The organism is Panacagrimonas sp., from assembly GCF_965216805.1.
Taxonomy (GTDB): Bacteria; Pseudomonadota; Gammaproteobacteria; order Nevskiales; family Nevskiaceae; genus Panacagrimonas.
In genome coordinates this window covers 1,855,428-1,868,326 of record NZ_CBDCGN010000003.1, presented here as the reverse complement: position 1 = coordinate 1,868,326, position 12,899 = coordinate 1,855,428, and the positions used below count along the sequence as shown (strand labels likewise).

The 12,899-nt window shown below is 66.6% G+C and carries 12 protein-coding genes and 1 pseudogene; 5 read left to right on the top strand and 8 right to left on the bottom strand.

The features are described from left to right. Nucleotides 1-23: 23 nt before the first annotated feature. The 4 genes and pseudogenes from ACOOHP_RS21535 to ACOOHP_RS21520 all read right to left on the bottom strand — a co-directional run. Nucleotides 24-182: pseudogene (locus ACOOHP_RS21535) on the bottom strand (PIN domain-containing protein); the annotation flags it as partial. Next, nucleotides 179-646: a helix-turn-helix domain-containing protein gene (locus tag ACOOHP_RS21530; protein ID WP_420468516.1), complete on the bottom strand. Its 468-nt coding sequence runs from the start codon at nt 644-646 to the stop codon at nt 179-181. The gene ACOOHP_RS21530 and the pseudogene ACOOHP_RS21535, both read right to left, overlap by 4 nt. A 431-nt stretch (nt 647-1,077) precedes the next feature. Next, nucleotides 1,078-2,676, bottom strand: a complete 1,599-nt coding sequence (gene guaA / locus ACOOHP_RS21525; protein ID WP_420468515.1) for a glutamine-hydrolyzing GMP synthase — start codon at nt 2,674-2,676, stop codon at nt 1,078-1,080. Between the two features lie 58 nt (nt 2,677-2,734). Next, entirely contained in the window at nt 2,735-3,406 is a 672-nt protein-coding gene (locus ACOOHP_RS21520; protein ID WP_420468514.1) for a TetR/AcrR family transcriptional regulator, read from the bottom strand. Nucleotides 3,407-3,498: 92 nt separating this feature from the next. On the opposite strand from ACOOHP_RS21520, the gene ACOOHP_RS21515 reads away from it, so the two are divergent. Continuing rightward, complete coding sequence (locus ACOOHP_RS21515) at nt 3,499-4,860, top strand: flavin monoamine oxidase family protein (RefSeq protein WP_420468513.1); 1,362 nt, start codon at nt 3,499-3,501, stop codon at nt 4,858-4,860. Nucleotides 4,861-5,233: 373 nt separating this feature from the next. On the opposite strand, the gene queA is transcribed toward ACOOHP_RS21515, so the two are convergent. Beyond that, nucleotides 5,234-6,256, bottom strand: coding sequence for a tRNA preQ1(34) S-adenosylmethionine ribosyltransferase-isomerase QueA (queA, locus tag ACOOHP_RS21510; RefSeq protein ID WP_420468512.1), 1,023 nt, complete (start codon nt 6,254-6,256; stop codon nt 5,234-5,236). A gap of 138 nt (nt 6,257-6,394) precedes the next feature. Here queA and ACOOHP_RS21505 point away from each other — a divergent pair, with 138 nt between their 5' ends. Continuing rightward, nucleotides 6,395-7,156 carry a glycosyltransferase family 2 protein gene (locus tag ACOOHP_RS21505; protein ID WP_420468511.1) on the top strand — a complete coding sequence of 254 codons (762 nt, stop codon included), beginning with the start codon at nt 6,395-6,397 and terminating at the stop codon, nt 7,154-7,156. A gap of 4 nt (nt 7,157-7,160) precedes the next feature. Here ACOOHP_RS21505 and waaA read toward each other — a convergent pair whose 3' ends face one another. Beyond that, nucleotides 7,161-8,408, bottom strand: coding sequence for a lipid IV(A) 3-deoxy-D-manno-octulosonic acid transferase (gene waaA, locus ACOOHP_RS21500; RefSeq protein WP_420468510.1), 1,248 nt, complete (start codon nt 8,406-8,408; stop codon nt 7,161-7,163). A gap of 24 nt (nt 8,409-8,432) precedes the next feature. After that, nucleotides 8,433-9,143 carry a 3-deoxy-D-manno-octulosonic acid kinase gene (locus tag ACOOHP_RS21495; RefSeq protein WP_420468509.1) on the bottom strand — a complete coding sequence of 237 codons (711 nt, stop codon included), beginning with the start codon at nt 9,141-9,143 and terminating at the stop codon, nt 8,433-8,435. 72 nt (nt 9,144-9,215) lie between these two features. Between ACOOHP_RS21495 and ACOOHP_RS21490 the strand changes: the two genes are divergently transcribed. Genes ACOOHP_RS21490 through ACOOHP_RS21480 form a run of 3 tightly spaced genes read left to right on the top strand, consistent with a single transcriptional unit; the run spans nt 9,216 to nt 12,076 of the window. Next, nucleotides 9,216-10,244, top strand: a complete 1,029-nt coding sequence (locus ACOOHP_RS21490) for a glycosyltransferase family 9 protein (RefSeq protein WP_420468508.1) — start codon at nt 9,216-9,218, stop codon at nt 10,242-10,244. A gap of 2 nt (nt 10,245-10,246) precedes the next feature. Further along, entirely contained in the window at nt 10,247-11,293 is a 1,047-nt protein-coding gene (locus tag ACOOHP_RS21485; RefSeq protein WP_420468507.1) for a glycosyltransferase, read from the top strand. Nucleotides 11,294-11,302: 9 nt separating this feature from the next. Beyond that, entirely contained in the window at nt 11,303-12,076 is a 774-nt protein-coding gene (locus tag ACOOHP_RS21480) for a glycosyltransferase family 25 protein (protein ID WP_420468506.1), read from the top strand. On the opposite strand, the gene ACOOHP_RS21475 is transcribed toward ACOOHP_RS21480, so the two are convergent. Beyond that, on the bottom strand, nt 12,067-12,891 hold the full coding sequence (locus tag ACOOHP_RS21475) for a hypothetical protein (RefSeq protein ID WP_420468505.1): 825 nt from the start codon (nt 12,889-12,891) through the stop codon (nt 12,067-12,069). The genes ACOOHP_RS21480 and ACOOHP_RS21475 overlap by 10 nt on opposite strands. Nucleotides 12,892-12,899 lie beyond the last annotated feature (8 nt).

Sequence of the window (12,899 nt, the reverse complement as noted above, 5' to 3'; positions counted from 1 at the left end):
GGCGGCAACTACCTTGACGCGCGCCGGTTCTTAAGAAGGTTGCGTTTCCATTCGTCATGGATTTGCGCGCTCCATCGAGCCCGGAACCGGCCCGTCAGCCCGAGCCACATCAGGAAGTCCCGAAGTGGCGCGGGATACAGCACGCAAGCGTCATAGATGGCTGTGAACGGCGAATGCCTCATTCGTAACCCATGCCCAACTCCTGAGCCTGATTGGTCAGCTCCTCCATTGCTTGCTCACTGGCACGGTCGCGCTCTGATTTGAAACTCATCAGGTCAGCAAAGCGTACGCGGCGATGCTTACCGGTCTTATGGAACGGCAACAAGTTCGCTTCTAGCAGTTTCACCAAATGTGGCCGTGACACATTGAGCAGGTCTGCCGCTTCCTGAGTCGTCAGCTCCGCATGGATTGGCACGACCTGGACGGCATTACCGTCGGCCAGCTCAGCAAGGATATCCACCAACAAGCGCAGAGCACTGGTCGGCAATTCGACCTGATGGGCTTGGTTCTTGTCGTCCAGAATCTGGATTCGCTGGGTTTCAAACTGCGTCGTGAGGTACGCGGCTAAGGCGCGCTGGCTCTCTACCGCCGCCTGCACCTCACGCGCAACGGGGAGATTCATAACGGCTAGCGAAGGGTTGCTCATGACGAACTCCGGGGCTTTTGAACGACTCGTGGAGACCAAAGTAAACGAAACAATCGAAAGTCGCAATAAACGAAACGACGCCCCCTTTCCCAAGTCATCCTTCCCGCGTGACAAGCGTTGCCGTAGGCAATCCTATGGGAGTTCCGAGACACTTCATGGCATTGATTATTCTACTTTTTTCTCGGCATTTGACCAAGACGGTCTGCAGCGGTGAGGAGCAGGAGGCGCTACGATGGTGCACCGATCTCCTCACGCGACGAGGCTTGGCGGAGCGACGAGGACGAGGCCATTGCCATGAAAACCGGTCTCACGCATCACACCATCAGTGACGGTGAGCGCGTGACCGGCGTTCGCCGGCGCCTGATACTGCCGGCGAGTGGGGCGCTTCGGCCGGCTCGATAACGGTAAAGGGGTCACGAAACGGCTTTAGATCATTCCCACTCAATCGTCGCCGGCGGCTTGCCGGAGACGTCGTAGACCACGCGCGACACCCCTGCGATTTCGTTGCAGATGCGCCGCGACACCACGTCCAGCAGCTCGTACGGTAGATGCGCCCAGCGCGCGGTCATGAAGTCGATGGTCTGCACCGCTCGCAGGGCGATCACCGGCTCGTAGCGGCGGCCGTCGCCGGTGACGCCCACGGATTTCACCGGCAGAAATACCGCGAAGGCCTGCGAGGTCTGGTCGTACCAACCGGACTTGCGCAGCTCCTCGATGAAGATGTTGTCGGCCAGCCGCAAGGTGTCGGCTGCAGTCTTGGTCACTTCGCCGAGGATACGCACGCCCAGGCCGGGCCCCGGGAAGGGATGGCGCATGACCATCTCGCGCGGCAGGCCCAGCTCCATGCCGATGGCGCGCACCTCGTCCTTGAACAGTTCGCGCAGCGGCTCGACCAGCTTGAGCTTCATGTGCTCGGGCAGGCCGCCGACGTTGTGATGGCTCTTGATCACATGCGCCTTGCCACCGCCGGCACCCTTGCCGGCCGAATGCCGTAAGGCGCCGGCGGACTCGATCACATCCGGGTAGATGGTGCCCTGTGCCAGGAACTGCACGTCGTCGATCTTGCCGGCTTCTTCGTCGAAGACTTCCACGAACAGCCGGCCGATGACCTTGCGCTTGGCCTCGGGGTCGCTCACCCCGTGCAGCTCGCGAAGAAAGCGCTCCTCGGCATTGACCCGGATCACCCGCACACCCAGATGCTTGGCGAACACGCGCATGACCTGGTCGCCCTCGTCCAGCCGCAGCAGGCCGGTGTCGACAAATACGCAAGTCAGTTGCTGGCCGATCGCGCGATGCAGCAAGGCCGCCACCACCGACGAGTCCACCCCGCCCGACAGACCCAGCAGCACATGGCCGCTGCCGACCTGCTCGCGCACGCGCTCGGCGGCGTCCTCGATGATGTTGACCGGCGTCCAGGCGCGTCCGCAGCCGCAGATCTCATGCACGAAGCGCTCGTAGATGCGCGTGCCCTGCGGCGTGTGAGTGACTTCCGGGTGGAACTGCAAGCCGTAGTAATGCCGCTCCTCGTCGCCGATGCCGGCCACCGGCACATCGGCGGTGGACGCGATCAGTTTGAAGCCCTGCGGCAGTTCGGCCACGCGATCGCCATGACTCATCCACACGTCGAGCAGGCCATGACCTTCAGCGTTGATGCGATCCTCGATATTGATCAGCAAGGTCGAATGATTGCGCGCGCGCACCTCGGCGTAGCCGAACTCCTTGCTGGCGGAGGCTTCGACCCGCCCGCCGAACTGCACCGCCATGGTCTGCATGCCGTAGCAGATGCCCAGCACCGGCACCCCCAACGACCACACCAGCTCCGGCGCCCGCGGCGAACCGGGTTCGGTCACCGACTCCGGGCCGCCAGACAGGATCACCCCACGCGGTGCGAAGTCGCGGATGTGCTGCGCATCCACGTCCCAGGGAAGCAGTTCGCAATACACCCCCAGCTCGCGCACGCGGCGCGCGATGAGCTGCGTGTACTGCGAGCCGAAATCGAGTATCAGAATGCGATCAGCGTGGATATTCACATCGCGCTCGGGCGTGGGTAAGGACGCGAATTCTAAGGCCGGACCGGCAACAACGCCCTCAACCGCGCCGCGCCGGCCGCTTGACCCGCTCGGACACCGCAGCGGGCTCGGCGAATCCACACAGGTAGGCGCGCACCGTCTGGCGGCTCAGCTCGGTGGTGTCGCCCCAAGGGTAGTCGGCCAGGGTGATGAAGTTCAGCGCCAGCCCCTGCAGCACGCAGAGCAGACCCTGCGCGATATCCCCGGCGTCCTGATCGGCCCACAAGCCCTGCGCCTGCGCGTCCTGCACCGCGCGGGTGAGCAGCTGGAAGCGCACGACCAGCGGCGAGGACTGGAGGTAGTTGCGCGTTGCGTCCGGCACCAGGTCCTTCTGCAGGAACACGATCAGGTAACGCTCCGGGTGTTCGAGCCAGTAGTCGAGATACGCAAACGCCAGCCGTTCCAGCCGCTCGCGCGGCGACGGCGCCTGGATGCGTTCCAGCCGCGCGAACAGCTCGCCGAGAAACACGTCCCATACCTGCCAGAGGATCTCCTGCTTGCTGCCGAAGTAGCGGTACAGCGCCATCGGCGAACAGCCGACTTCGCTGGCGAGATTGCGCATCGACACGGCCTCCACACCGTCGCGCAGGAACAGCTTGCGTGCGGCGGCGACGATGCGTTCCCGCGTCTGCCGTTCGTCGGATTCCGCCAGGCGCGGACGGCCTCGGGTCTTGGCTGGGACTCGCTTCATATGCAATATATTGTACGCGTACAGTTAATTCTGGATTCCATCATGACATCGCCACTCGCCGTACCGAACAACCCGCCCCGGAAGATCGCATCATGAGCGGCGCGGAAGCCGTCGAAGTATGCGTGGTCGGTGCCGGTGTCGCCGGCCTGCGCGCGGCGCAGAAGCTGAGCGAGCGCGGTTTGCGCGTGCGCCTGCTGGAAGCGCGCGACCGGGTTGGCGGCCGCACCGAGGGCGGCGTGCTGTGCGGCGAGCCGGTCGATGTGGGCGGTCAGTGGATCGGCCCCACGCAAACCCGCGCGCTGGCCTTGTGCGCCGAACTGGGCCTGCACACCTACGAGCAATACGCGGACGGCCAGCGCCTGATGGACATCGGTGGCAAGTTGAGTCGCTACAAGGGCACGGTGCCACGCATGTCGCTGTTCGGTCTGCTCGACGCCTGGCAGGCCATGCGGCGCGCCAACCGCGCCGCCGCGCAGCTCGACCCGGCCGCACCGTGGAACGCAGCACAGGCCGCGGCCTGGGATCGCATGACCGTGGAGCAATGGTTGCAGCAGACCTTGCACACGCGCGGCGCGCGCAGCCTATTGACCATCCTCAACCGCGCCCTGCTGTGCTGCGAGCCGCACGAGGTGTCGCTGCTGTGCTTTCTCAACTACCTCGCCGCCGGCGGCAAGGTCGAGACCATGGCGGAGATCCACGGCGACGGCGCGCAGAAGTTCAAGGTCCATGGCGGCGCGTTCCAGCTCGCCGCGCGCATGGCCGAACGTCTTCCGGCCGGCGTGCTGCGGCTCGACTCCGCGGTGCAAGCGGTCGAGCAGTCCGATGCCGGCGTCGTCGTGCGTCATGCCGGTGGCGAGGTGCACGCATCGCGCCTGGTCATCGCCGCCGCACCGGCGTTGGTCTCGCGCATCCACTTCCACTCCGCGCTGCCCGCCGCGCGCACGCAGTTGCAGCAGCGGATGCCGATGGGTTCGGTGATCAAGGCGCTGATCGCCTACGAGCGCCCGTTCTGGAAGGAGCGCGGCCTGTCCGGCGAGGCCATCAGCGACACCGCCGCGTTCGGCCCGGTGATGGACGCCACGCCGCCCGGCAGCGAGCGCGGCTTCCTGGTCGGCTTCTTCGCCAGCACCGAGAGCCGCGCGCTGGCCGGCACTTCCGGCGAGACGCGTCGCGAGACCACGGTACGCTCGCTCACGCGTTACTTCGGCGACGCAGCCGCGACGCCGATCGGCTATGTCGACAAGGACTGGATCTCCGATCCCTGGAGCCAGGGCTGCTACGTGGGCTACACCGCGCCCGGCACGCTCACCGCGGTCGGTCGTGCGCTGCGTGACCCCTGCGGTCGCGTCCACTGGGCCGGCGCGGAAACCGCGATGCGCTGGACCGGCTACATCGACGGTGCCATCGAGTCGGGCGAGCGGGTGGCGGACGAGGTCGCGGCCGCGCAGGCCTGAAGTCAATGGACACGACAACACTTGAATCGTGGGGCACCACGCGACGCTCGATCCGCGGCCTCGACTACGCGCTCACCGACGGCAGTGAGCAGACGTTCTGGACCGTGTGGGAACGCGCCAACCCGGCCTGGGACGTGCTATGGCGCTACGCGGTTTCACGCCGAAGATCGATCCGATTCCCGTGTTTGGCATCCACAGCGCACAGGACGAGTAGATGACCGAGGGCCAGATGCGGCGTTCAGGCCGGCACGTGAGCGGCCCCTGGCGTAACGAGCGACTCGATGGCGGCCACTGGGTACGGCTGCAATACCCGGAGCCGATCAACACAGTGCACGGCGACTGGCTGGCTGGCCAAGTGCGAGCGCGGTCGCGCTCAGGGCTCGATCAGCATCGCGTCGCCGTAGCTGAAGAAGCGGTAGCGCTGCGCGACCGCGTGGTGGTAAGCCGCCATCAGCCGCTCGTGCCCGCCGAACGCGCAGACCAGCATCATCAGCGTGCTCTCGGGAAGGTGGAAGTTCGTAAACAGCCGATCCACCACGCGAAAGCGGTAGCCCGGTGTGATGAAGATGCGCGTTTCGCCCTCGCCCGCCTGGACGTTTCCCTGCTCGTCCGCGGCCGATTCCAGCGCCCGCACGCTGGTCGTGCCCACCGCCACGATGCGGCCGCCGGCCGCGCGCGTGGCCGCGATCTGCGCCGCCAGTTCCGGCGGAACGCGATAGCGCTCGGCGTGCATGCGGTGCTCGGCAAGATCGTCCACGCGCACCGGCCGGAAGGTGCCGGCACCGACATGCAGGGTCAGCGTCGCGGTCTGCACGCCTTGCGCATGCAGGGCCGCGAGCAGCGCCTCGTCGAAATGCAGGCCCGCGGTGGGCGCGGCGACCGCGCCGGGCTCGCGCGCGAACACGGTCTGGTAGCGGTCGTTGTCCGCCGCGTCCGGCGCATGCCGGATGTAAGGCGGCAGGGGGAGCCGCCCGGCGCGTTCCAGCAGGTCCAGCCATGGCCCGCCCCGCTCCAGATGCAGCGCGAAGAACTCGCCCTCGCGACCTTCCACGCGCGCCCGGCCGGCGCCGTCGTCGAGCTCGATCGCGGTGCCGGGTCGGGGCGTCTTGGAGGCGCCGACCTGGGCCAGCGCGTGGGCCGGGTCGAGTACGCGTTCGATCAGGATCTCCACGCGTCCGCCGCTGTCCTTGCGGCCGAACAATCGCGCCTTGATCACGCGGGTGTCGTTGAAGACCAGCAAATCCCCGGCCCGCAACAGGCCCGGCAGCTCGCTCATTCTGCGGTCGGACAGCCCGCTCGGGGCCAGGTGCAGCAGGCGGCTGGCGCTGCGCTCGGCGGCCGGGTGCTGCGCGATCAGCTCGGGCGGCAGCGCGAAATCGAAATCGGAAACTTTCATGAACCAAACCGTTACGCAGGGTCCGCGCGTCGACTGACCGCGGCAGGAGTCGCGCGAAAGCTTGCGCTCCCCCGGCAAGGCGGGAAGACTCCCGCGCCTGTCGCGACGACACTCGTTTCGCACTGCATGGACAAAAGTATGACTGCAAACCGCCGGCGCCTTTCGGTGTTCGTGATCGTCAAGAACGAGGCCGACCGTATCGAGGAATGCCTGAAGTCGGTGGCCGGGCTGGCTGACGAGATCGTGGTGCTGGACTCGGGCAGCAGCGACGGCACGGTGGACATCGCGAAGCGCTACGCCACCGTGCACCAGACCGACTGGCCGGGCTTCAGCGCGCAGCGCAACCGCGCGCTGGGTCTGGTCAGCGGCGAATGGGTGCTGTCGATCGACGCCGACGAGCGCCTCACGCCGGGCCTGCGCGAGGAGATCGACCACGCGCTGGCGCTACCGGACCTGGACGCCACCCTGATCAAGATGCCGTGGCGCACGTATTTCTGCGGCAAGCCGCTGCGCTACGGCCGCTACACCTCGCCCCAGGGCAAGCTGTTTCTGCGCGAGGGCGCCCGCTACAGCACGCGGCCGGTACACGAGCAGCTGCTGCTGCCGGTACGCAAGGTGATGAACCTGAAGTCGCCGCTGGATCACCACAGCTGGCGCAATTATCTGCACGCGCAGGAAAAGCATCTGCAATACGCCTGGCTGTTGGCCGGCCACAAGAAAGCGCAGGGCAAGACTTCGAGCATGACCTATGCGTGCCTGCGCTTCTTCACCGATTTCTTCCAGCAGTACCTGCTGCGCCTGTGCATTCTGGACGGCTGGCGCGGCTTTCTGATGTCGGTGATCCTGGGCCAGTACGCCTTCCACAAGTACGCCGCGCTGAGCAGTCTGCGCGACGACTGAAGAGTCACGCGGGATCGAGCAGCGCCATCACGCGCTCGGTCGCACCCTGATGCCCCTGCAGCGCGGCCAGCGCCTGGCTGCCCATGCGGCGACTGCGCTCGCGGTCGCCCAGCAGTTCGGTCACGGCGGGCGCCAAGGCGCTGGCATCGGCTAGTTCAATTGCGCCCTGGGCTTCGAGCAACAAGGCGCGGGCGGCCAGGAAATTGTGCATGTGCGGCCCGAACAGCACGGGCAGGCCCAGCGCCGCAGGCTCCAGCACGTTATGCCCGCCGATCGGCTCCAGGCTCCCGCCGACGAAGGCCAGATCGGATGCCGCAAGGTAACCGAACATCTCGCCCATGCTGTCGCCCAGCAGGACCTGCGTGTGTCCGTCGAATGTCTCGGTGCTGCGCCTGGCCACGCGCAGGCCCGAGCGCTGCAGCGCCTCCCAGGCCAGTTCGAAGCGCTGCGGATGGCGCGGCACCAGGATCAGCAAGGCATCCGGCAGCAGGTCCAACACCTGGCGCTGCGCCTGCAATGCCCAACTGTCCTCTTCGCGATGGGTGCTGGCGGCGACCCATATCGGACGTGCCGCGCCCAGCCGCGTGCGCAGGGCTTTTCCCACGATCGCCTGCGCTTGCGGCACCCGGCAGTCGAACTTGAGATTGCCGCACACCTGCACCCTTGGCGCCCCCAGCTCGCGGTAATGCTGCGCATCGTGTTCGGATTGGGCGGCGACGATGTCGACGCATTCCAGAATCGCGCGCACCCAGCGGCTGAAGCGGGCATACCGAGCACGCGAGCGCGGCGACATGCGCGCATTGGCGAGCAACAAGGGAATCCGGCGCGCACGCAGTTCTGCGAACAGGTTGGGCCACAACTCCGACTCCATTACCACGCAACGGCGCGGCTGCCAGCGGTTCAGCAGCGGTCGCAGCAGGAACGGCAGATCGAACGGGATGTAAGCGTGGACCAGGTGCGACCCCCAGCGCTGTTGCACCTGCACCGAGCCGGTCGCGGTCATGGTGGTGATCGCAACCCGGCCGCTGCCATAGCGCTCCAATGCCGCGTCGATCAGCGGCGACGCCGCCTGCACCTCGCCCATGGACGCCGCGTGGACCCACAGTTGCAGCTCGGACTCCACCGGCGTGCCCCAACCCAGCCGCTCGCGCCAGCGCCCCGGGGCAGCGCCGGACCCCATCGCCCGACGCTGCAGCGCCCAAAGCGCCACGGGCAGCAGCAAGGTCAGCAACAGGCTATAGAGCAGGCGCATCAAACCGGCCGTTCGGCGTGGCGATCAGCTGCGATAGCCGGCAAGAAAGATCTGCCAGTGGCTGTCGTCGAAGGCGATCTGCGGCTGCTTTTCGTGCAGCTTTTCGAGAGAGCGCCGGAAGCGCTTGAGATCGATCTCGAGCAGCAGCGCGCTGGCCTGCATGCGACCCTTGTCGAAATCGATGAAGAAATAGCGGCCATCCCGGTGGAGCAAGATGTTCTGAACGTTGAGGTCGGGATGATGCACGCCGGCGCGGTGAAAGCGCTGCAGGGTTTCGCCCAGCCGGCGCCAGTCGAAAGAGGACATGCCGTCGCCCTTGAGCACTTCAGCCAGCGGGCGTGCCTCATTGATCAACTCCGACAGCAGGTGTCCGGAATAGCGCCAGCCGGTGCGCGAAACATGCGCTGCGATCGGCCTCGGCACCGGCAGTCGCAGTCGCCGCAGTTCCGCCAGCAGATGCCACTCGCGCCAGGGGCGTGTGGCCTCCAGCCCCGCCCACACGTAGCTGCGATCCACCACCCGCCCCACCACACCACCGCGGCGATAGCGGCGCAGTACCCATTGCGCGGCGCCGTGCTGGACCACGTGCACCTGGCCGCGGCCACGAAAGACGCCCAGCCGCAGTCCCTGGCGCTCCCACCATTGCGGGTCGAACAGGTCGGGGGTGGGGTCTGCGATCTGATCGCGGTCGTATACGATAAAATCGTCGCCTTGATGCCAGGAACTGATCTGCATTTGCCGCTTCTTTATCCCCCGGCGTCGATTTGCCTGTTACGTCTTTCGGCGATAGGCGATGTCTGCAATACGGTGCCGCTGGTCCGGAATCTGCAGCGCGCCTGGCCGGATACGCGCATCACCTGGCTGATCGGAAAACTCGAACGCAGTGTAGTCGGGGACATCGGGGGAATCGAGTTTCTGACCTACGAAAAATCCAGTGGCCGGCTCGAAGGCGAGCCCTGTGCACGCTACCTTGCGCGTCGCCGTTTCGACCTGCTGCTGCACCTGCAAGCCTCATGGCGGGCCAATGCCCTGGCCTGGCGGGTGCGGGCGCCGCTCAAACTGGGCTTTGACCGCCAACGCGCACGCGACGGCCAGTGGCTGTTCACCAACCGGCGCATCGAAGCGAACCCCAAAGCGCACGTCGCCGAAGGGTTTCTATCCTTTGGCGACGCCCTCGGCATCCCCCGCGGACCGCTGTGCTGGGACATTCCCATCGCCACGGCCGACCGCGAATTCGCCAGTAGCGTCATCGCCGCGGATCAGCCGGTCATGGTGCTCAGCCCCTGCAGCAGCCAACGCGCGCGCAACTTCCGCAACTGGCCGGTGGAGCGCTATGCCGCGGTGGCCAAGCTGGCGCACGAACGCCATGGCATCCGCACCCTGATCACCGGCGGACCCACCGACCTGGAGCGCAAGTACTCCAGCGGCATCGTCGAACTCGCTGGGGACGCGGCGACCGATCTGGTCGGCCGCACCAGCCTCAAACAGCTACTGGCCCTGATCGAGCGCGCGCTGTGCGTGCTGGCGCCCGACTCCGGACCGGTGCACATGGCCAGCGCGGTGGGCACGCCCGCCATCGGCCTGTACGCCACCTCCAACCCCGCCCGCACCGGACCGCTGGACGGCCGCTGGTGCGTCAGCGTTTACGAACAGGCACTGCAGACCTTTCTGGGCACCTCGCCGGAGCGCGTACGCTGGGGCCAGCGGGTGCGCGATCCGGCCGCCCTGGAGCTGATCACCACCGAGGCCGTCCTGCAGCGCTTGCAAAGCATCGTCACTGCCCCGGAACCAGAACGCCGCCCGCCTTGGTGGCAGCCGCTGCATCCCGACACCTGAACATGCATATCGTCCACTACTGCCCCACCCCCTACCCCATACCCCCGGTCGGCTACGGCGGCACCGAGCGCGTCGTTTACTGGTTGGTCCGCGCACAAATCGAGCAAGGCTTGCGGGTGAGCGTGATCGCCAACGCTTCGAGCGCCATCGAGAGCGCGGTGCCGGGCGCACATCTGATTCCCTGGACCGACGGCTCCAAACTGGCGCAGGTGCTGCCGGCCGACTGCGACGTGGTACACCTGCACCGCATGCCCGACGACCCCGATGCGCTGGACCGGCCGCACCTGATTACCGAGCACGGCAATCGCGGGCCTGAAGCGCGGCTACTGGTCAACACGGTGTTTGTCAGCGAGTCGCACGCGCGCATTCATGGGCGTTCCTGCTTCGTGCGTAACGGCGTTCCGGTGCAGGACTACCGCTATTCCGAGGACAAGGACCGCTTTCTGCTGTTCCTGGCGCGGATGGAGTGGCAGCGCAAGAACGCCCGCACCGCCATGGATCTGGCCATCGACCTGGACGTACCGCTGGTGATGAGCGGCAAATATCCGCCGTGGGTGCGACCGAAAATCTGGGGCGCGTGGTGCCTGCATCCCTGGGCGATGACACGGCTGGTGGACCGCGTGGGTTACATCGACGGCGAGCGCAAGCTCGACCTGCTGGCACGCGCACCCATCATGTTTCACGCGGTGAACTGGCACGAGCCGGGTTCCATCGTGGTGCTGGAGTCGCTGGCCAGCGGCACCCCGGTGCTGTGCACGCCCAACGGCAGCATGCCGGAGTTCGTGGATCACGGAGAAACCGGCTGGATCGTGCGCGACTACCGCGAAGCGCTGGAGGCCACCCGCGAAGCACTGGCGTTCTCGCCCGAGACGGCACGCAGTTGGGCCCAGCGTTGCCGCGAACGGGTGTCGCGCGTCGAGGACACCGCGCGCGGCTACGCGACGCTGTACCAGCGGGTGATCGCCGGCGAGTCGCTGTCATCGCAGCAGGAGCAGCGACCACAGGTGCCGCGCCCGGTGGTGCACGTGACCAAGCCCGCTTTCGGCTGACCGCTGTCGATGAAGATCTTCGTGATCAATCTGGAACGCTCGCAGGATCGGCGCGAATTCATGTGCCGGCAGCTCGATGCGCTGGGACTCTCTTACGAATTCTTTCGCGCCACCGATGCGTCACGCGGTGAACTGGACGGGGTGTCGCGCTACGACGAGCGTCTGGCGCTGCGCCGGCTCGGCCACGCCCTGCAGCCGTCCGAAGTCGGCTGCTTCGCTAGCCATTACCGGCTGTGGCAGCGCTGCGTGGCCGACGACCTGCCCTTGGTGGTGATGGAAGACGACGTCCAGCTCGAAGCGGGCTTTGCCTGCGCGATGACGGCCGCGACCGCCATCGTCGACTCACATCGCTTCGTGCGCCTGTGCGGCCTGGCCAGCCGCGGTTATCGCGACCTGGGCAAGCTGAGCGATGGCCACCGCCTGGTGCGCTATTTGAAGGGCCCGCGCGGAACCCAGTGCTATGCGCTGGCACCGGCCGGCGCACAGCGTCTGCTGCAGGGCGCACAGCGCTGGTTCGATGCGGTGGATCTGTACATCGACGCGTTCTGGCTGCACGGTCTGGCCAGCTACGCAGTCCTGCCGTTCCATGTACGCCACGACATGGACCACGGACCCGCCTCGCTGATCGGCAGCGGCCGCTGGGCTGCACGGCGACCGCTGCTGCACAAGCTGCGGCGCGAAGCCACGCATCTGGCGTATCGACTCCGTCGCGGGTTGTTCAACCTGCGCCAACTCTGGCGCGAGCGGCAGGTCGCCATTGCGGCACACCCCGCTCAGCGATAGTAGCGACGTACGGTCCGGTAAGCCTCGCAGCGCCTCAGATGCGGGTGCGCCCGCAGAAATCGCTCGGCCACCTCGCGGTTGGCATCGCGGCTGTAGGTGGCGCTCTGCGGCCGGTAACTGTGATCGATCGGGGTTGCATCGACGATGCCCATGCGCAGACCTTGCTGTTGCGCCAGCAACGGCCAGACGAAATCGTAGCCCCAGCCCATGGGGCTGCTCTCGTCGAAGGGCAGCAAATGACGTCGGGCAGCGCGATCCAGACTCAGGAGCGGCCCGATTTCAACGAAGCAGGTCTGGCGCGCCTTGACCCAGCATCGCTGCAGCGCGATGCGGTGATCCTTGTAACTGTGCGGCGCCCGCGCCGGCTGTGCGATGGAAAAGTCGCATCGCCGGATCCAGGCCAGGTAGGCGTCCATGAATCCCGGGCATAGCGCGATGTCGTCGTCCGAGATCAGCAGATAGTCGTAGGTCTGTAGGTCGCGCACCGCCAACAGCTGGTTGAGAATGACGAACTTCGGCGCCATGCCGTCCCAGCGCAGATGTTCGATCTCGGCGTGTGCCGGCGGCTGCGGCCCGTTGCCCAGGGCTACCCAGACCTGATCGACGCGATGACGGCCCGCCGCGAACGCCTCGATCAGGTGCGGCACCCGATGCGGCTTTTCGCTGAGGTAGATGCCCACCACCAGCACGCGCAGCGCGCTCGTCGACGATTCGCCAGCGGGCCTGTCGGCTGCCGGCTGCTGCAGAAACGCCCGCTGTCCGGCTGGCAGACGCCACGCGCGCCAGCGCCGGCGCAGCTGGTGCAGGCTCGTCATGCGATCGG